The organism is Streptomyces sp. M-16 (assembly GCF_052114405.1).
Lineage (GTDB): Bacteria > Actinomycetota > Actinomycetes > Streptomycetales > Streptomycetaceae > Streptomyces.
The window spans coordinates 34561-54650 of the sequence record NZ_JBFRER010000023.1 but is presented as its reverse complement, the minus strand read 5'-3'; the positions used below and the strand labels follow the sequence as shown (position 1 = coordinate 54650).

Below are 20090 nucleotides of genomic sequence, written 5' to 3'. Positions count from 1 at the left end.
CGGGCGCTGGTAAGCGGTGGTGGATGCAGCTCACCTCCCCGCGCCTGCGCGCCGCCCTCCTCGCGGCGGCCTCCCTGACCCTCGTCGCCGCCGTGCTGCCCCCGCCGAAGCCCCTGGGCATCGGCGACCGGCTGTTCCCGGAGCTCGGCAACCCGGGGTACGACGTCCTCTCGTACGACCTCTCCCTCACGTACAAGGACAACCTGACCCCCCTCGACGCGGTCACCGTCATCGAGGCCCGCACCCTGGAGCCGCTGGAGCGGATCAACCTGGACTTCACCAACGGAACGGTGGCTTCCGCCGAGGTCAACGGGGAACCGGCGAGCGCCGAGAGCGTCGGGGAGGACCTCGTGCTGACCCCGGCGCACGCCGTGGCCGCGGGGACGCCGCTGCACCTCGTCGTCCGGCACACCAGCGACCCGCGCGGCCGCGCCGACGGGGGCTGGGTGCCCACCGAGGACGGCCTGRCCATGGCCAACCAGGCCGACGCCGCCCACCGCGTCTTCCCCTGCAACGACCACCCCGCGGACAAGGCGTACTTCACCTTCCGGATCACCGCCCCCGCCGGGACGACGGTCGTCGCCAACGGGGTCCCGAGCAGCCTCCCCTCCGCCCGTGCGGGGGGCGCGGCGGTGTGGACGTACAAGACCCTGCACCCGATGGCCACCGAGCTGGCCCAGGTCTCGGTCGGCCGGTCCGCCGTGGTCCACCGCACGGGACCGCACGGCCTCCCACTGCGCGACGTCGTGCCCGCCGCCGACCGGGAGCGGCTGGAGCCCTGGCTGGGCAAGACCCCGGGGCAGATCGAGTGGATGGAACAGCGGGTCGGCCGCTACCCCTTCGAGAACTACGGCGTGCTCATCGCGCGGGCCAAGACCGGCTTCGAGCTGGAGACGCAGACCCTCTCCCTCTTCGAACACGGCCTCTTCGCGGGGGAGGGCTACCCCGAGTGGTACGTGGAGTCCGTCATGGTCCACGAGCTCGCCCACCAGTGGTTCGGCGACAGCGTGACCCCGCGGACCTGGTCCGACCTGTGGCTCAACGAGGGACACGCGACCTGGTACGAGGCCCTCTACGCGGACGGCCTCGGCAAGTACTCCCTGGAACGGCGCATGCGCGAGGCCTACCAGCGCTCCGACCAGTGGCGGGCCGCGGGCGGGCCCCCGGCGGCCCCGAAGGCGGCGGCCCCGGGGGAGAAGATCGGGCTGTTCCGGCCGGTGGTCTACGACGGGGCCGCGCTGATCCTCTACGCACTGCGGCAGGAGATCGGCACCGAGGCCTTCGACCGCGTCGAACGGAACTGGGTGGCTGAGCACAGGGACGGGACCGCCGGCACGGACGACTTCGTACGCCTGGCCTCCCGCGAGGCGGGACGTGACCTGGAGCCCTTCCTGGAGCCGTGGCTCTACGGGCAGACCACGCCGCCGATGCCGGGACACCCGGAGTGGAGCGGCCCCGCGGCACCGAAGGCGAGCCCGAAGCCGGGCCCGAAGCCGACCCCGAAGGCGGTTCCCGGACCGGGTGCCGAGACGGCTCCGAAGGCGGCCCCGGCGGATCCGGCCGCCGGAAAAACGGTATGACGGGCCAGGAACGGGCATGTCACCATCGACGAGGCCGACCGGGGAATCACCGGACGTGGTCACACGTTGGACGTGACAGCGTTTGGTCACGCGCAGCGGTACCTTTGGCCCTGACCTGGTCTTGATCGTGGGACCTGGTCTTGATCGTGGTCATGCTCCCGGTCTCCGATCGTGATCATGGCCGTGACCGCGGTCGGCGCGGACGCAATCGAATCGACGTAAGGATCCAATGACCTCCTCTTCTTCCCCTTCCCAGGACCCGCGGGACGCGCAGAACATGCGGGACTCGCAGAGCTTCACCGAGAGCCTTCGGGCCGATGCCCTGATGGAAGAGGACGTCGCCTGGAGCCACGAGATCGACGGCGAGCGGGACGGCGACCAGCTCGACCGCTCCGAGCGCGCGGCCCTGCGCCGCGTCGCCGGTCTCTCCACCGAGCTCGAAGACGTCACCGAGGTCGAGTACCGACAGCTCCGCCTGGAGCGCGTGGTCCTCGTCGGTGTGTGGACCTCCGGGACCGTGCAGGACGCCGAGAACTCCCTCGCGGAGCTCGCCGCCCTCGCCGAGACCGCGGGCGCCCTCGTCCTCGACGGCGTGATGCAGCGTCGCGACAAGCCCGACCCGGCCACCTTCATCGGCTCCGGCAAGGCCCGCGAACTGCGCGACATCGTGCTGGAGAGCGGCGCCGACACCGTCGTCTGCGACGGTGAGCTCAGCCCCGGCCAGCTCATCGCGCTCGAAGACGTCGTCAAGGTCAAGGTCGTCGACCGGACCGCGCTCATCCTCGACATCTTCGCCCAGCACGCCAAGTCCCGAGAGGGCAAGGCGCAGGTCGCGCTCGCGCAGATGCAGTACATGCTGCCGCGCCTGCGCGGCTGGGGTCAGTCGCTGTCCCGGCAGATGGGTGGCGGCGGCGGTGGCGGCATGGCCACCCGTGGCCCCGGTGAAACCAAGATCGAGACCGATCGGCGCCGCATCCGCGAGAAGATGGCGAAGATGCGCCGGGAGATCGCGGAGATGAAGACCGGCCGCGACATCAAGCGGCAGGAACGGCGCCGCAACAAGGTGCCCTCGGTCGCCATCGCCGGCTACACCAACGCCGGCAAGTCCTCCCTGCTCAACCGCCTCACCGGTGCGGGCGTCCTGGTGGAGAACGCACTGTTCGCCACCCTCGACCCGACCGTGCGCCGCGCCGAAACCCCCTCCGGCCGGGTCTACACCCTGGCCGACACGGTGGGCTTCGTCCGGCACCTGCCCCACCACCTCGTCGAGGCGTTCCGCTCCACGATGGAGGAGGTCGGCGACTCCGACCTCATCCTGCACATCGTGGACGGTTCGCACCCGGCGCCGGAGGAGCAGCTGGCGGCCGTGCGCGAGGTGATCCGCGAGGTCGGCGCGGTCAACGTGCCCGAGATCGTGGTCATCAACAAGGCGGACGCCGCGGACCCGCTGGTCCTGCAGCGCCTGCTGCGCATCGAACGGCACTCCATCGCCGTCTCGGCGCGTACCGGAATGGGCATCGAGGAACTCCTCGCGCTCATCGACGCCGAGCTGCCCCGGCCCGAGGTCGAGGTGGAGGCGCTGGTGCCGTACACCCGCGGCGGGCTGATCGCCCGGGCGCACGCCGAGGGCGAGGTCATCTCCGAGGAGCACACCCCGGAGGGCACCCTGCTCAAGGCCCGGGTCCACCAGGAACTCGCGGCGGACCTGGCGCCGTACGTGCCCGCCAAGCGCTGACCGGACAGCGGCACGGCACCGCACGGCACCGCACCGCACCCCACGACCGAGGGCCCCTCGCACAGGCGAGGGGCCCTCGGTCGTGTCATGCCCCGCGGCTCACTTGAACTTGCCGCTGACCGCCTCGTAGATCCCCTTGGCCTCCGGGCCCAGCCGGGGTCCGGCCAGCCAGCCCGCCTTGACGGGGCCGATCGAGGTGTTCGACACCAGCGCCGGCTTGCCGTCGGCGCCCGCCGCGACCCAGCCGCCACCGGAGGCACCACCGGTCATCGTGCAGCCGATCCGGTACATCACCGGGTCCGCCTGGGTCAGCGCCAGCCGGCCCGGCTTGTCCGCGCACTGGAACGCCTTCTGCCCGTCGAAGGGTGCCGCCGCCGGATAGCCCGTCGCCGTGATGCTCGCGACCTTCGGCACGGCCGGGGCGCTGAACTCCACCGGGAGCGCCGAGCCGACCGTCTCCTCCAGCGACTTGCCGCCGCCCTTCTCCGGGGTCACGTGCAGCACCGCGAAGTCGTAGGGGGCGCCAGCGCCTCCGGTCGGACCGCCGGTCGAGATCCACTGGTCCGACGTCTGCGCCCAGTCGCTCCACCACACGCCGTACGGGGCCACCTGGTCGCGCGGCGCGCCCTTGAGCGCCGCCGCCGGCCGGCCCGCGTTGTTGTACGACGGGACGAAGGCGATGTTGCGGTACCAGCCGCCGGCCTTGCCCGCGTGGACGCAATGGCCCGCGGTCCAGACCATGTTGGACTTGCCCGGGTGAGCCGGGTCCTTCACCACGGTCGCCGAGCAGACCATCGAGCCCTCGGGGCCGTCGAAGAAGACCTTGCCGGAGGCGGGCACGCTCGTGTGGTACGGCGCGGAGGCCGGCTTCGCCGCCACGGCCGCCGGGGTCGGGTCGGTGACGCCCTGGTCCTTGCCCGCGTCCGGGTCGACCGCCGGGCGCTGAGGCTGCTCGGCGTCACGCATGCGGTCGGGGTCCCACAGGCCGTCGATGATCGGGTTGACGTAGTCGCCCGCCTCGCGGAGCCAGTCCTCCTTCTTCCAGTTCTTCCACGCGCCCCCCTTCCACTTCTCCATGTCGAACCCGTGCTGCTTGAGCCTGTCCTTGAGCTCCTGCGGAATCTTGATCCCGTCCGTGGCGGCGGACGGCGGGGGCGCGGCCACGGTCGGCTTGGCGTCGCCGCCCGCCTCGCCGTCGCCGGGCCCGCACGCCGCGGCGGTCAGCGCCAGCGCTGCCACGCACAGGATCGCGGTGACCGGTCGGTTCGGTCGCATGTCGTAAGTCCCCCTGGTGTTTCGAGGTGTTGAGGCGGTGTCGTCCGGGTGGATCGCAGCACCCCACTATGCCGCCGTGAGGGAAGACGGTGCCTCCCGGGTCGGTGGTTCCTGCCTCCGGGCCCCGTCCGGACGTCAGGCACGGATGCCCTCTCCGTCCTCGTCTGTTCCGTTCCTCCGTCCTCTCCCGTCGTGCCGAGGGGAGAGGATCTTCCGCCGACCCGTGATCCGCCGCCGTCACCGTCGTTGGTACGTACGGGGGATGGGGCAGCAGCGTTCGTGTTCGAGACGCAATCCGGAAGAGCAACCCGTGCGGGAGGACCGACAGTCGTGGCCTTGACCGAGCCGACCGCAGCCGTGGCACAGACCCCGCCGCAGACAGCTGCACGGACATCCGCACAAACCTCTCCACATGTCCCGCCGCAGGATCCGCCGCCGGAACCGCCGCCCGAGCCGCCACTGGTCCCGGCACAGGGGAGCCGCGGGCCCGCCGCTGCCGAGGGCATCCTGCGCAGGCAGGCGCTGCGGGAGTCCGCCGCCCGGACCTACGCCCGCTCGCTGCCCATCGTCCCCGTACGCGCCCGGGGGCTGACGATCGAGGGGGCCGACGGGCGGCGCTACCTCGACTGCCTCTCCGGCGCGGGGACCCTCGCCCTCGGGCACAACCACCCCGTTGTCCTCGAAGCCATCCGTGGGGTCCTCGACTCCGGGGCCCCGCTGCACGTGCTCGACGTGGCGACCCCCGTCAAGGACGCCTTCACCACCGAGCTGTTCGCGAACCTGCCCGCGGAACTGGCCGCCGACGCCCGCGTCCAGTTCTGCGGCCCGGCCGGGACGGACGCCGTCGAGGCCGCGCTGAAACTGGTCCGCGCCGCCACCGGCCGCACCGGGCTGCTGGCCTTCACCGGGGCCTACCACGGCATGACCTCCGGGGCCATGGACGCCTCGGGCGGCGCCACCGACGTACGGGTGACCCGGCTCCCGTACCCGCAGGACCACCGATGCCCCTTCGGGGTCGGCGGCCCCGAGGGCGCCCGGATCGGCGCCCGTTGGACCGAGAGCCTGCTGGACGATCCCAAGAGCGGGGTGCCCCTGCCCGCCGGCATGATCGTCGAGCCCGTCCAGGGCGAAGGCGGCGTCCACCCGGCCCCGGACGCCTGGCTGCGCAGGATGCGGGAGATCACCTCCGTCCGGGGCATCCCGCTGATCGCCGACGAGGTGCAGACCGGCGTCGGCCGCACCGGCGCCTTCTGGGGCGTCGACCACGCGGGCGTGGTGCCCGACGTGATGGTGCTGTCCAAGGCGATCGGGGGCAGCCTGCCGCTCGCCGTGATCGTCTACCGCGCGGAGCTGGACGTCTGGACGCCCGGAGCCCATGCCGGAACGTTCCGCGGTAACCAGCTCGCCATGGCGGCGGGCACAGCCACGCTCGCCTACGTCCGCCGCAACGGCCTCGCCGAGCGCGCCGCAGTCCTCGGCGGGCGGATGCTCACGGCCCTGCGGGGGCTTGCCGCCGACCTGCCCTGCGTCGGGGACGTCCGCGGTCGCGGCCTGATGATCGGCCTCGAACTCGTCGACCCCGACACCGGAGCCACGGCCCCCGCCCTCGCCGCCGCCGTCCGCCAGGAGTGCCTGGACCGCGGACTGATCGTCGAACTCGGCGGCCGGGATTCCAGCGTCGTACGCCTGCTGCCCCCGCTGACCCTGACCGACGAGCAGGCCACCGCCGTCCTGGACCGACTGGCCGACGCCCTCCCCGCCGCGGCCCGCCGGCCCCTCTGACCCGCACCCCAAGGACCCCCGATGCCCGACCCCGCCCCCCACCCCCCAACCGACCGGACAACCACCGAGGCCTCCCCCTCGACCCCCGCCCCGACGCCCCGGACGGCCACCCCGTCCTCCCCATTGGCCCCCGCCTTGTCGGACTGGACGGCCACCCCGTCCTCCCCGTCGGCCCCCGCCTTGTCGGACTGGACGGCCACCGCGCCCTCCCCGTCGGCCCCCGCCTTGTCGGACTGGACGGCCACCGCGTCCTCCTCGTCGGCCGCCGCCTTGTCGGACTGGACGGCCACCGCGTCCTCCTCGTCGGCCGCCGTCCCGTCAGACCGGACAACGACCACGTCTTCCCCGTTGGCCCCCGCCCCGTCGGATCAGACGGCCACGCCGTCCTCGCCATCGGCCGCAGCTCCGACGGGCCGGGCGTCCTCCCCACCCGTCGCCAACCCCGCCGATCCGGTGCCCGGTCCGCCCCCGGAGCCCACGTTCCAGGGCCGCACCCCGAAGCCCACACCGGCCCCGGACCCCACACCTGGGGGCCCTGCCTCAACGCAGACGGCCCCCCGCCCCCTGCCTATCACCGGGCCGGACCGCCACGCCCCCCTGCAGCCCGCCCCTCGCGGCCACGCGCCGACGGACCAGACGGCACCCCTTCTCTCGGCCGCAGTCCCCGCCCTGGAGCCCACCCGTCCCGGGAGCGCCCCGACGGACCAGGCGGCGGCACCCCTTCTCCCGGCTGCTCTTGCCGGTCCGCAGTACTGCTCGCCGCCGGAGCCCACCCGTCCCGGGAGCGCCCCGACGGACCAGGCGGCGGCACCCCTTCTCCCGGCTGCTCTTGCCGGTCCGCAGTACTGCTCGCCGCCGGAGCCCACCCGTCCCGGGAGCGCCCCGACGGACCAGACGGCGGCACCCCTCCTTCCGGCTGCTCTTGCCGGTCCGCAGCACTGTCCGCCCCCCGGGCCCGTGCCTCCCGGTAGCGCCCCGATGAACCAGGCGGCACCCCTTTCCCCGGCCGAAGTCACCGGTCCGCAGTCCCACGCAGCCGCGGAGCCCGCGCCTTTCGGCCGGACCCCGACGGATCGGTCGGCCCCCCGCGCCCTGACCATCCCCGTCGGCCCCGTACCCGGGTCGCCCATGGGCCCGGAGCTCCCGGGCCGCACCCCGGAGAGGGAGGCGACGGCTCAAGCCGCTCCCGCGGATCAGGCGCTCGGCCCTGCCCCGTCCCCGGCGGCCGCCTCTCCCGCCGGCGTGCCGACCGGCCGCGAAGTCCCCGGCCTCAGGACCGCCGGCGCCGGTCCGGAGCCCTACTCGCCCCTGGAGTTCGTCCGGCCTGCCGGTGTTCGCGGGGAGTACGAAGCCCCCCGTCTCCTGCCTGACGGCGCCGGCTCGGAGCCGGCGGTTCCCGGCCGTGCTCCCGCGGACCTGTCGGCGGACCAGCCGACGGGCCAGGCAACCCCCCGCCCCCCGCTTGGTTCGGCCGCCGGATCAGCTCCGGGATCCGCCCTTCCCGGCCGCGTCCCGGCAGCCCAGCCTGTCTCCAGGCCTCCGCTCGCTTCGACCGGTCCGGACTCCACCCCGGCACACACCCGGGAGCCCGAACTTCCCCACTGCCCCCAGACGGCCACCCCGGACCCGGCCGCCGCCGCAGGTCCGGTGTTCGGGGTGGGCCCGGAAGCCGTTGCTCCACCTGCTCCAGCGCGCCACGGGCCGGAGGACCCCGCGCTTCCGGAGGACCCGGCCCACCGCCCGGTCATCGCCGCCGGGCCGGGCTCCGACCCGGACCGGCCGGAGGAGCCCGCGCCGGAGGCGGCCGCTCCTTCCGGGCAGCCGGGCCCGGTCCGGCAGGTCGCCGGGATCTCCCCCGTGGGCACCGTGCCCCGGCAGAACGACGGCACCCCGCGCCCCCGACCCGGCGGTACGGGACCCGTCGGCCCCGAACCGGCCGTGCTGCCCGACCTGCTCGACCACCCCGACCCGGCCGTCGCGGCCGAGGCCGCCACGGTGGAGAACCTGCTGCGGTGCTGGGTCCGCGAGAGCCGCATCCCCCGCCCCGACGGGCCCGTCGGAACCCTGCTCCGCATCCCCCTGCCCGCATCCGGCGCCGCCCTGCTCGTCCCCGTCCGCCACTGGTCCCCGGCGGGCTGGCACCGCTTCGCACCCGCCCGCCTCGAAGGCGCCCCCGCCCACGCCCCCGCCGTCGACGCCGTCACCCTGGCCGCCCTCATCGCCCGCGAGGGAACCGGCCGTGGAGGGGCCGACCTCGTCGGCCGGGTCGCCGACTCGGTGCGCCGCACCGCCGAGTTCATCGCCGACCGGCGCCAACGCCCCGAGGCCCCCGCCCCCATCACAGGGGACCGCTTCCTCAGCGCGGAACAGTCCCTCCTCCTCGGTCACCCCCTCCAGCCGGACCCGAAGAGCCGCGAAGGACTCTCCGAAGCCGAAGTACGCCACTACTCACCCGAACTGCACGGCTCCTTCCCCCTGCACTGGATCGCGGTCGCACCCACCGTCCTCGCCACCGACTCCGCCTGGACCGAACGGGGCCGCCCGGTCTCCGCCGCCCAGCTCCTCACCCGGCTCGCCCCAGGACTCCCGACCCCCGCCGGCACCACCCCCCTCCCCCTGCACCCCTGGCAGGCCCGCGACCTCCTCCAGCGCCCCGCCGTCATCGCCCTGCGCGATGCGGGACTCCTCACCGACCTGGGCCCCCACGGCGCCCCCTGGTACCCCACCTCCTCCGTCCGCACGGTCCACCGCCCGGGCGCCCCCGCGATGCTCAAGCTCTCCCTGGGCGTGCGCATCACCAACTCCCGCCGCGAGAACCTCCGCAAGGAACTCCACCGCGGTGTCGAGGTGCACCGGCTGCTGCGCACCGGCCTCGCCGAGCAGTGGCAGGCGGCCCATCCCGGCTTCGACATCGTCCGCGACCCCGCCTGGGTCGCCGTCGACTCCCCGGACGGCACCCCCGTCCCCGGACTCGACGCCCTGCTGCGCCACAACCCCTTCCACTCCGACGACGACGCCGTCTGCGTCGCCGCACTCACCGCCCTCCGCCCGTGGCCCGGGCGGACCACGATGCGCTCACGGCTCGCCGACACCGTCTCCCGGCTCTCCGTCTCCACCGGACGCTCCACCTCCGCCGTGGCCGCCGAGTGGTTCCTGCGCTACCTCGACCACGTCGTCCTGCCGGTCCTCGCGTTCGACGCGCTCGCCGGCATCGCCCTCGAAGCACATCAGCAGAACACCCTCGTCCTTCTCGACCGGGCCGGCTGGCCCGTCGGCGGCCGCTTCCGCGACAACCAGGGCTACTACTTCCGGGACTCCCGGCGCACCGAACTGGAACAGAGGCTCCCCGGTATCGGCAGAGCCAGTGACACCTTCGTCCACGACGCCGTCACCGACGAACGCTTCGCCTACTACCTCGGCATCAACAACGTGCTCGGCCTCATCGGCGCCTTCGGATCCCAGCGTCTGGCCGACGAGCGCGTACTCCTCGCCGCCTTCCGCCGCTTCCTCGGCAAGGCCGCAGGCCTCGGTCCGCTCCCCGCGCAGCTGCTGGACTCACCCACCCTCCGCTGCAAGGCGAACCTGCTCACCCGCCTGGGCGGCCTCGACGAGCTCGTGGGCCCCGTCGAAACGCAGTCCGTCTACGTCACCATCGCCAACCCCCTCCACGACTGACGCGCTCCCACCGACACGGAGAAGAGCCCCGATGCCCTCCACCGACACGACCGCCCACTCCGGGACCGCATCCACCACCGGCCCCGGCCTTTTCCGCCCCACCGAACTCCGCCCCACCGAACACCGGCTCACCGCCCGACTGCTGCCCCTGCTCGCCGAGGCGGACCTCCTCGACTCACCCGCCGACTGGGACACCGCAGCCACCCCGGCCGGGGACTTCCGTCTCGAACCCGTACGGCCCGACCGCGACGTGGAACTCCTGACCGGCTGGATGAACGACCCCGAAGTGGCCGCCTACTGGGAGCTCGACGGGCCCGCCACCGTCACAGCCGCCCACCTGCGGGCGCAGCTCGACGCGGACGGCCGCAGCATCCCCTGCCTCGGCCTCCTCGACGGCACGCCGATGAGCTACTGGGAGATCTACCGAGCCGATCTCGACCCCCTCTCCCGCCACTACCGGGCGCGCCCCCACGACACCGGTATCCACTTGCTCATCGGAGACCGCGCCCACCGCGGTCGTGGTCTGGGCGCCACACTGCTGCGCGCCGTCGCCGGCCTCGTCTTCGACCACCGGCCCCGCTGCGCACGCGTCATCGCCGAACCGGACATCCGCAACACCCCCTCCGTATCGGCCTTCCTGACCGCCGGTTTCCGCTACTCCGCGGAAATCCAGCTCCCTGAGAAGCGCGCCGCCCTGATGATCCGGGAGCGGTCGCTGCGCAATCTCCTCTGATCGTCCTTCCTCGACAGTTCTTCTTCGACCGTCCTTCTCCACCAGTCCTTCCCCGATCGCCGCGCCGCGTCCGGTGGTTCAACGCCTCTCCCTTCGAAAACTCTGCGTCACGCAGCAAAGTTCCCGATCCCGAGGAGTCTCGTGCCGAATTTCCCCGCAGCCCCCGACTCCGCCGAGCCCGTCCTGCCACCGTCGCAGCAACATCCCTGCACACCGCCCGAACTCAACCGCCCGACCTGGGACTTCGCCGCCCGCCGCCTGCTCGCCAAGATGATCGGCGAGTTCGCGTACGAGGAGATCGTGAGCCCCGTCCCCGCCCCGGCCGCCGCCGGGGACGCCTGGACGCTGGCCCTCGACGACGGAAGCGCCCTCGGCTTCCGCGCCCGCCGCCGCGCCTACGGAAGCTGGCACGTCACACCGGACACCCTCACCCTCACCCCGGCACCCCCCTCCACCCAGCCCCCGGTCGCCTACGGGGACCCGTACGACTTCCTCGTCCGGGCCCGCACCCTCCTGCGCCTCGACGGCCCCACCCTCGGCCACCTCGTCCACGAGCTCAGCGCCACCCTCGCCGCCGACGCGCGCCTCGACCACCACGCGCTCACCGCCGACGTCCTCGCCGACCTGGACTACGCCGACCTCGAAGGCCACCAGACCGGCCACCCGTGGCTCGTCCTGAACAAGGGCCGGGTCGGATGGTCCGCCGCCGACGCCGCGGCCTGGGCGCCCGAGGCCCGCAACCGCCAGCGCCTGCCGTGGCTGGCAGCCCACACCTCCCTCGCCGAGTACCGCGGCACCGCCGGCCTCGAAGACCCCGCACGCCTGTACTCGGCCGAACTGGACCCGGTCACGCGCGCCGCCTTCGACCAGGCCCTCCGCGACCGGGGCCTCGACCCCCGCGGCTACCTCTACCTCCCGGTCCATCCCTGGCAGTGGGACGAGATCGTGCTCCCCCTCTTCGCCCCCGCCCTCGCCTCGGGCGCACTGGTCCCGCTCCCCGCCGACCTCGACACACGGCTTCCGCAGCAGTCCATCCGTACGTTCCTGAACCTCACCCGCCCCGACCGCCACAGCGTCAAACTGCCGCTGTCCGTCTTCAACACGATGGTCTGGCGCGGCCTGCCCAGCGACCTCACCCTCGCCGCCCCCGCCGTCACCGCCTGGATCCACTCCCTCCGCGACGCCGACCCCTTCCTGAGCCGCGAGTGCGGGGTCGTCCTGCTCGGCGAGGTCGCCTCCGTCACCGTCCGCCACCCCGTCTACGACCGGCTGCCCGAGGTGCCCTACCAGTACAAGGAACTCCTCGGAGCGATCTGGCGCGAACCCCTGACCGGCCACCTCGCCCCCGGCGAACGCGCCCGCACCCTCGCCTCGCTCCTGCACGTCGACGCACGCGGCCGTGCCTTCACCGCCGAACTCGTCGCCCGGTCCGGACTCACACCCACCGTCTGGCTGCAACACCTCTTAGCCGCCCTGCTGCCGCCGCTCCTGCACTTCCTCTACCGCTACGGCACCGTGTTCTCGCCGCACGGCGAGAACACGATCGTGATCTTCGACGAGCAGGACGTACCGGTCCGCCTCGCGGTCAAGGACTTCGTCGACGACATCAACATCAGCAGCGAGCCGCTGCCGGAGCACGCCTCCATGCCCGACGAGGTCAGGGCGGCCCTCCTCACCGAGCCCCCCGGCTACCTCACCCAGTTCATCCACTCGGGACTGTTCGTCGGCGTCTTCCGCTATCTCTCCGCCCTCTGCGAGGACCGGCTCGGCCTCCCGGAGAGCGACTTCTGGTCCCTCGTGCGGGCGGAGATCCTGCGCCACCAGGCCCGCTTCCCGGAGTTCAAGGACCGCTACGAGCTGTTCGACCTGCTCACCGAGCGGATCGACCGGCTGTGCCTCAACCGGAACCGACTGCACGAGGACGGCTACCGCGACCGCCCCGACCGTCCGCACGCCGTCACGCACGGCACGGTCGCCAATCCCCTGCACCACCCGCGAGTGATGATCGATGCGTCCGCTGTCGGTGGCGCCCCGTAGGGTTGGCACTGCTATGACGAAGCCCTCCCTCCCCGACCTGCTGCATGCCGCCGTCTCCGCCGTCGGCGGCACGGAGCGGCCCGGCCAGGTGGCCATGGCCGAAGCCGTCGCCGAAGCGATCGACGACAACTCCCACCGGCTGATCCAGGCCGGCACCGGCACCGGCAAGTCCCTCGGCTACCTGGTGCCGGCCCTCGCCCACGGCGAGCGCGTGGTCGTGGCCACCGCGACGCTGGCCCTGCAGCGCCAGCTCGTCGAGCGCGACCTGCCGCGCACGGTGGAGGCCCTCCATCCGCAGCTTCGTCGGCGCCCGCAGTTCGCCATGCTCAAGGGCCGGTCGAACTACCTGTGCCTGCACCGCCTGCACGAGGGGGTGCCCCAGGACGAGGAAGAGGGCCTCTTCGACCAGTTCGAGGCGGCCACCCCCACCAGCAAGCTCGGCCAGGACCTGCTGCGCCTGCGTGACTGGGCGGACGAGACCGAGACCGGCGACCGCGACGACCTCACGCCCGGCGTCTCGGACAAGGCCTGGAGCCAGATCTCCGTCTCCTCCCGGGAATGCCTGGGCGCCACGAAATGCGCGTACGGCGCCGAATGCTTCGCGGAGGCGGCCCGGGAGCGGGCCAAGCTGGCCGACGTGGTCGTCACCAACCACGCGCTGCTCGCGATCGACGCCATCGAGGGTGCCCCCGTCCTGCCGCAGCACGAGGTGCTGATCGTGGACGAGGCCCACGAGCTGGTCTCCCGCGTGACGGGGGTGGCCACCGGCGAACTCACCCCCGGTCAGGTCAACCGGGCCGTGAAGCGTGCCGCCAAGCTGGTCGACGAGAAGACGGCGGACGCCCTCCAGACCGCCTCCGAGACCTTCGAGCGGGTCATGGAGCTGGCGCTCCCGGGCCGCCTGGAGGAGATTCCCGAGGACCTCGGCTACGCGCTGATGTCCCTGCGGGACTCCGCCCGCAGCGTGATCTCCGCGATCGGCGCCACCCGCGACAAGTCCGTCCACGACGAGGACGCCGTCCGCAAGCAGGCACTGGCCGCGGTCGAGAACGTCCACACCGTGGCGGAGCGGATCATGAACGGCTCCGAGTACGACGTCGTCTGGTACGAGCGCCACGACCGCTTCGGCGCCACCCTCCGGGTCGCACCGCTCTCGGTGTCCGGGCTGCTGCGCGAGAAGCTGTTCGAGGACCGCTCGGTGGTCCTCACCTCCGCCACCCTCAAGCTGGGCGGCGACTTCAACGGGGTGGCGGCCTCCCTGGGCCTCTCCCCGGAGGGCGTCGAGGGGGACGACGTGCCCGTGTGGCGGGGCCTGGACGTCGGATCGCCGTTCGATTACCCCAAGCAGGGCATCCTCTACGTCGCCAAGCACCTCGCCACCCCGGGCCGCGAAGGCACCCGCGGGGACATGATGGACGAGCTGGCGGAGCTCATCGAGGCGGCCGGCGGTCGTACCCTCGGTCTCTTCTCCTCGATGCGCGGTGCCAAGGCGGCCGCCGAGGAGCTGCGCGGTCGGCTGGAGAATCCGATCCTGCTCCAGGGCGAGGAGACGCTGGGCGAGCTCATCAAGGCCTTCGCCGCCGACCCGCAGACCTGCCTGTTCGGAACGCTGTCGCTCTGGCAGGGCGTGGACGTCCCCGGACCCAGCTGCCAGCTCGTGATCATGGACCGGATCCCGTTCCCGCGTCCCGACGACCCGTTGATGAGCGCCCGCCAGAAGTCGGTGGAGGAGCACGGGGGCAATGGCTTCATGGCGGTCGCGGCCACCCACGCGGCCCTGCTCATGGCCCAGGGAGCGGGCCGGCTCGTACGCGCATCCGGCGACCGGGGCGTCGTCGCGGTGCTGGACCCCCGGCTGGCCACCGCCCGCTACGGGAGCTTCCTGAGGGCCACCCTGCCGGACTTCTGGTACACCACGGACCGCAACCAGGTCCGCCGCTCGCTGGCCGCGATCGACGCCACCGCCAAGGCCGACGGGAAGTAGCCCGCGAAGCGATGTGGCCGGCGGCGGGCTGGCGGGCGGCCCGCCCCGGTCTCCGTGCCGGCACCGCGCGTACCCGTACGTGGGCATGGAACAGCTCCGGGACCGGCGCAGTGGGTCCCGGAGCTGGCTGAGGGGCGGCGGGGTCTCAGACCCGGCGCAGCACCGCGACGACCTTGCCGAGGATGGTGGCCTCGTCGCCGGGGATCGGCTGGTAGGCGGCATTGTGCGGGAGCAGCCAGACATGGCCGTCTTCGCGCCGGAAGCGCTTGACGGTGGCCTCGCCGTCGAGCATCGCGGCGACGATGTCGCCGTTCTCCGCTACGGGCTGGCGGCGGACGGTCACCCAGTCGCCGTCACAGATGGCGGCTTCGATCATCGAGTCGCCGACGACCTTGAGGACGAACAGTTCGCCGTCGCCGACGAGCTGGCGGGGGAGCGGGAAGACGTCCTCGACCGACTCCTCGGCGAGGATCGGGCCGCCGGCCGCAATCCGGCCGACCAGGGGAACGTAGGAGGCGGCGGGCTTGCCGGTGGTGTCGGTGGGCTGCGAACTCGGCTGGTCCGAGCCGCGCACCTCGTAGGCGCGGGGACGGTGAGGGTCGCGGCGCAGGAATCCCTTGCGCTCCAGGGCCATCAGCTGGTGTGCCACGGAGGAGGTGCTGGAGAGGCCCACGGCCTGGCCGATCTCGCGCATCGACGGCGGGTAGCCGCGCCGCTGCACCGAGTCCCGGATGACCTCGATGACCCTCCGCTGCCGGTCGGTGAGCCCGGAGCTGTCGGCGCGGATGCCTGGAGGTCGCCCTGGCAGCGAGCGTGCGGGGCGTACGGGCTCCGCCTCCGGGTTGAGGCTTGCGTCGTTCATGGCATGCACCGGCTCGAGTCGGCTCTGGGAGCGGTTCTGGGCAGTGATGGTGGCACTGTCTGCGGTGGTGGTCACGTCGGCCCCTCTCGAAATGTTCTCCCTAGCTGGACAACGGTAGTAGCTTTCGAAAGGTTGCGCCAAACACACGTTCGAGTGAAAAATCGCGGATCGCCCACCTGGGCTAGATCGGTGGGTGTATGGACGATAGGCCCGGAGGTCGGTCGCACGGGTGTCCCGCCGGCCGGTTTCCCGAACGCGGGTTCGGCTCCGCGTCTGCTGCTTACGGTACCCTTCCCGGTCGGACCGCCACCTCTCGGGCCCGCGTCCAGTCTGGCAGCGGGAGGCCCCTTCTCCGGTCATCGGACACCGCGACACGCGGAGCGGCGCAAATCCGCCGCAACCCAAGATCTAGTGGTTGGATGAGCGGCGCCACCCAGAAGTTGTGGTCCTCGGTCCGCTGAGGGTCCCGACATCGCATATGCTTGTGGCTGCTTCACGAGCCCCCGGCAGTGCCTGGTCCCTGCCGTTCAGGGGCTCCGTGAGGTGATTCAGCCGTGTCAAAACGAAGGGTGAGGGAACCATGCACTGCCCCTTCTGCAGGCACCCCGACAGTCGCGTCGTAGACAGCCGCACCACGGACGACGGGACGTCGATCCGTCGGCGCCGTCAGTGCCCCGACTGCTCCCGTCGCTTCACGACGGTGGAGACGGCCTCCCTGATGGTGATCAAGCGCAGTGGAGTGACCGAACCCTTCAGCCGCACCAAGGTCATCTCTGGCGTCCGCAAGGCGTGCCAGGGGCGGCCGGTCACCGAGGACGCCCTCGCCAAGCTCGGCCAGCGGGTCGAGGAGGCGGTGCGCGCCACCGGCAGTGCCGAGCTGACCACCCACGACGTGGGTCTGGCCATACTCGGCCCGTTGCAGGAGCTCGACCTGGTCGCGTACCTGCGCTTCGCGTCCGTTTACAAAGCGTTCGACACCCTTGAAGACTTCGAGACCGCCATCGCGGAACTGCGCGAGCCGCGGCCTCACCCCCATGAGTGCGAGCCCGGAGGGACCGCTCCGGTCGTCCCCGTGCCCGCCTCCGCCGCCGACTGACCGGCGGGGCCGCGCCCCGGCGCGGTCCGGCCTGCCTCGGCGGGGCGACATTCGCAGAACAAGACACACAGCACCGTGCCGCGGAATATCGCTGGCACTTTAGGGCGTTTTTGCCCGCATATGGGAGGAAGCGGCATGACAGAGACGGCGAGCGGCTCGGCACGAGGTTCCCGCGCCAAGGGGACCAAGACTGCCAAGAGCGGCCTTCGGATCGAGCGCATCCACACCACCCCCGGCGTGCACCCGTACGACGAGGTGAGCTGGGAGCGCCGTGACGTCGTCATGACCAACTGGCGCGACGGCTCGGTCAACTTCGAGCAGCGTGGCGTCGAGTTCCCCGACTTCTGGTCGGTGAACGCGGTCAACATCGTCACCAGCAAGTACTTCCGCGGCGCGGTCGGCACCCCGCAGCGCGAGACCGGTCTGAAGCAGCTCATCGACCGGATCGTGAAGACGTACACGAAGGCCGGCGAGGACTTCGACTACTTCGCGTCCCCCGCCGACGTGGAGATCTTCGAGCACGAGCTCACCTACGCCCTCCTGCACCAGATCTTCAGCTTCAACTCGCCGGTGTGGTTCAACGTCGGCACGCCCCAGCCGCAGCAGGTCTCCGCCTGCTTCATCCTTGCCGTCGACGACTCCATGGAGTCGATCCTCGACTGGTACAAGGAAGAGGGCATGATCTTCAAGGGCGGCTCCGGCGCCGGCCTGAACCTCTCCCGCATCCGCTCCTCCAAGGAGCTCCTCTCCTCCGGCGGCAACGCCTCCGGTCCGGTCTCCTTCATGCGCGGCGCCGACGCGTCCGCCGGAACGATCAAGTCGGGCGGCGCCACCCGCCGCGCGGCCAAGATGGTCGTCCTGGACGTGGACCACCCGGACGTCGAGGCCTTCATCGAGACCAAGGTGAAGGAGGAGGAGAAGATCCGCGCCCTGCGCGACGCGGGCTTCGACATGGACCTGGGCGGCGACGACATCACGTCCGTCCAGTACCAGAACGCCAACAACTCCGTCCGCGTGAACGACGAGTTCATGACGGCCGTCGAGAACGGCACCGAGTTCGGCCTCCGGGCCCGCATGACCGGCGAGGTCATCGAGAAGGTCGACGCCAAGGCGCTCTTCCGCAAGCTCGCCGAGGCCGCGTGGGCCTGCGCCGACCCGGGCATCCAGTACGACGGTGTGATCAACAACTGGCACACCTGCCCCGAGTCCGGCCGCATCACCGCGTCCAACCCGTGCAGCGAGTACATGCACCTGGACAACACGTCCTGCAACCTCGCCTCGCTCAACCTGATGAAGTTCCTGAACGACGACGGCAAGGGCAACCAGTCCTTCGACGCCGAGCGCTTCGCCAAGGTCGTCGAGCTGGTCATCACCGCGATGGACATCTCCATCTGCTTCGCGGACTTCCCGACGCAGAAGATCGGAGAGAACACCCGCGCCTTCCGCCAGCTGGGCATCGGCTACGCCAACCTCGGCGCCCTCCTGATGGCGACCGGCCACGCGTACGACTCCGACGGCGGCCGTACCCTCGCCGCCTCGATCACCTCGCTGATGACCGGCACCGCGTACAAGCGCTCCGCCGAGCTGGCCGCCATCGTCGGCCCGTACGACGGTTACGCCCGCAACGCCGACTCGCACAAGCGCGTCATGAAGCAGCACGCCGACGCCAACGCCGTCGCGCCGCGCACCGACGACCTCGACAACGTGATCTGGGCCGCGGCCACCGAGGCCTGGCAGGACGTCCTGCGCCTCGGGGAGAAGAACGGCTTCCGCAACTCCCAGGCCTCCGTCCTCGCGCCGACCGGAACCATCGGTCTCGCGATGTCCTGCGACACCACCGGTGTCGAGCCGGACCTGGCCCTGGTCAAGTTCAAGAAGCTCGTCGGCGGCGGCTCGATGCAGATCGTCAACGGCACCGTCCCGCAGGCCCTGCGCCGCCTGGGCTACCAGGAGGAGCAGATCGAGGCGATCGTCGCGCACATCGCCGAGCACGGCGTGGTCGTCGACGCGCCGGGCCTGAAGACCGAGCACTACGAGGTCTTCGACTGCGCCATGGGCGAGCGTTCCATCTCCGCGATGGGCCACGTCCGCATGATGGCCGCGATCCAGCCCTGGATCTCCGGCGCGATCTCCAAGACGGTCAACATGCCGGAGACGGCGACCGTCGAGGAGATCGAGGAGATCTACTTCGAGGCGTGGAAGATGGGCGTCAAGGCGCTCGCGATCTACCGCGACAACTGCAAGGTCGGCCAGCCCCTCTCCGCCAAGAAGAAGGAGGAGGAGAAGGCCGAGGTCACCGAGAAGGCCGAGGAGACCATCCGCGCGGCGGTCGAGAAGGTCATCGAGTACCGCCCGGTCCGCAAGCGCCTCCCCAAGGGCCGCCCGGGGATCACCACCTCCTTCACGGTCGGTGGCGCCGAGGGCTACATGACGGCGAACTCCTACCCGGACGACGGTCTGGGTGAGGTCTTCCTGAAGATGTCCAAGCAGGGTTCGACCCTCGCGGGCATGATGGACGCCTTCTCCATCGCCGTCTCCGTCGGTCTGCAGTACGGCGTCCCCCTGGAGACGTACGTCGCGAAGTTCACCAACATGCGCTTCGAGCCGGCCGGTATGACGGACGACCCGGACGTGCGGATGGCGCAGTCGATCGTCGACTACATCTTCCGTCGCGTGGCGCTGGACTTCCTGCCGTTCGAGACCCGCTCGGCCCTCGGCATCCACTCCGCCGAGGAGCGTCAGCGCCACCTCGACACCGGCTCCTACGAGCCGCTGGAGGACGAGGAGCTCGACACCGAGGCCCTCGCCCAGTCGGCGCCGCTCGCGTCGGTCCCGGCGGCTTCCGCCCCGAAGCCGGTCGAGATCGTCCCCGTCCCGGCCCCGAAGACGGCGCACTCCAACGCCGAATTGGTCGAGATGCAGCTCGGCGTCTCCGCCGACGCCCCGCTCTGCTTCTCCTGCGGTACGAAGATGCAGCGCGCCGGCTCCTGCTACATCTGCGAGGGCTGCGGCTCCACCAGCGGTTGCAGCTGAAACGGAGCGGAACCGCGTCCGGCGCGCCAGTGAGCAGCTGCCGCCGAGGGCGCTGATCCGCGCTTGAGAGAGGGTGCCGGCCATGGGCCGGCACCCTCTCCTGCGTTGTGGGAGCGCGCGGGACAGGCACCCCGCGCCTGGTGGGCCGACGGGCACCGTGTCCGTCACGCCGCGTGGCGTTCCCGTGCGGCGGCTCCGAGGATCGGGGTACGCCTGGCCGTGGTGGGGGTGACTCCGACCGCGCGCCGCCGGGGAGGGCGCAGGCGCAGGTCAGGGGGGGGGCGTGGGCCGGGGTGGA

General features: G+C 72.0%; 11 protein-coding genes. 9 read left to right on the top strand and 2 right to left on the bottom strand.

The features are described from left to right. Positions 1–23 precede the first annotated feature (23 nt). Positions 24–1580: a M1 family metallopeptidase gene (locus tag AB4039_RS13395; protein WP_442270805.1), complete on the top strand. Its 1557-nt coding sequence runs from the start codon at positions 24–26 to the stop codon at positions 1578–1580. A gap of 229 nt (positions 1581–1809) precedes the next feature. Next, on the top strand, positions 1810–3315 hold the full coding sequence (gene hflX / locus AB4039_RS13390) for a GTPase HflX (protein WP_442270804.1): 1506 nt from the start codon (positions 1810–1812) through the stop codon (positions 3313–3315). Between the two features lie 99 nt (positions 3316–3414). On the opposite strand, the gene AB4039_RS13385 is transcribed toward hflX, so the two are convergent. Then, a complete protein-coding gene (locus tag AB4039_RS13385; protein WP_266842810.1) occupies positions 3415–4590 on the bottom strand; it encodes a hypothetical protein in 1176 nt (391 codons plus the stop codon). 459 nt (positions 4591–5049) lie between these two features. Between AB4039_RS13385 and AB4039_RS13380 the strand changes: the two genes are divergently transcribed. The 5 genes from AB4039_RS13380 to AB4039_RS13360 all read left to right on the top strand — a co-directional run bounded on the left by AB4039_RS13380 (position 5050) and on the right by AB4039_RS13360 (position 14801). After that, complete coding sequence (locus tag AB4039_RS13380; RefSeq protein ID WP_266844090.1) at positions 5050–6372, top strand: diaminobutyrate--2-oxoglutarate transaminase family protein; 1323 nt, start codon at positions 5050–5052, stop codon at positions 6370–6372. Between the two features lie 1746 nt (positions 6373–8118). Then, a complete protein-coding gene (locus tag AB4039_RS13375) occupies positions 8119–10047 on the top strand; it encodes an IucA/IucC family protein (RefSeq protein WP_442270812.1) in 1929 nt (642 codons plus the stop codon). Between the two features lie 31 nt (positions 10048–10078). After that, positions 10079–10780 (top strand): GNAT family N-acetyltransferase, encoded by a 702-nt coding sequence (locus AB4039_RS13370; RefSeq protein WP_266842812.1) that lies wholly within the window; start codon positions 10079–10081, stop codon positions 10778–10780. Between the two features lie 141 nt (positions 10781–10921). Further along, positions 10922–12817, top strand: coding sequence for an IucA/IucC family protein (locus tag AB4039_RS13365; RefSeq protein WP_442270803.1), 1896 nt, complete (start codon positions 10922–10924; stop codon positions 12815–12817). A gap of 13 nt (positions 12818–12830) precedes the next feature. Next, positions 12831–14801 (top strand): ATP-dependent DNA helicase, encoded by a 1971-nt coding sequence (locus tag AB4039_RS13360; protein WP_442270802.1) that lies wholly within the window; start codon positions 12831–12833, stop codon positions 14799–14801. 145 nt (positions 14802–14946) lie between these two features. Here AB4039_RS13360 and lexA read toward each other — a convergent pair whose 3' ends face one another. After that, a complete protein-coding gene (gene lexA, locus AB4039_RS13355) occupies positions 14947–15738 on the bottom strand; it encodes a transcriptional repressor LexA (protein WP_030239576.1) in 792 nt (263 codons plus the stop codon). Between the two features lie 505 nt (positions 15739–16243). Between lexA and nrdR the strand changes: the two genes are divergently transcribed. Further along, positions 16244–16759: a transcriptional regulator NrdR gene (gene nrdR / locus AB4039_RS13350; RefSeq protein ID WP_030239578.1), complete on the top strand. Its 516-nt coding sequence runs from the start codon at positions 16244–16246 to the stop codon at positions 16757–16759. Positions 16760–16894: 135 nt separating this feature from the next. Next, positions 16895–19792, top strand: a complete 2898-nt coding sequence (locus AB4039_RS13345) for a vitamin B12-dependent ribonucleotide reductase (protein ID WP_266842819.1) — start codon at positions 16895–16897, stop codon at positions 19790–19792. The last annotated feature ends 298 nt before the right edge of the window (positions 19793–20090 follow it).

Bases quoted from the DNA above. Each gene is read 5' to 3' on its own strand.
- hflX (WP_442270804.1), top strand. From the start codon at position 1,810: ATGACCTCCTCTTCTTCCCCTTCCCAGGACCCGCGGGACGCGCAGAAC.
- AB4039_RS13385 (WP_266842810.1), bottom strand. From the start codon at position 4,590: ATGCGACCGAACCGACCGGTCACCGCGATCCTGTGCGTGGCAGCGCTG.
- AB4039_RS13370 (WP_266842812.1), top strand. From the start codon at position 10,079: ATGCCCTCCACCGACACGACCGCCCACTCCGGGACCGCATCCACCACC.
- AB4039_RS13360 (WP_442270802.1), top strand. From the start codon at position 12,831: ATGACGAAGCCCTCCCTCCCCGACCTGCTGCATGCCGCCGTCTCCGCC.
- nrdR (WP_030239578.1), top strand. From the start codon at position 16,244: ATGCACTGCCCCTTCTGCAGGCACCCCGACAGTCGCGTCGTAGACAGC.
- AB4039_RS13345 (WP_266842819.1), top strand. From the start codon at position 16,895: ATGACAGAGACGGCGAGCGGCTCGGCACGAGGTTCCCGCGCCAAGGGG.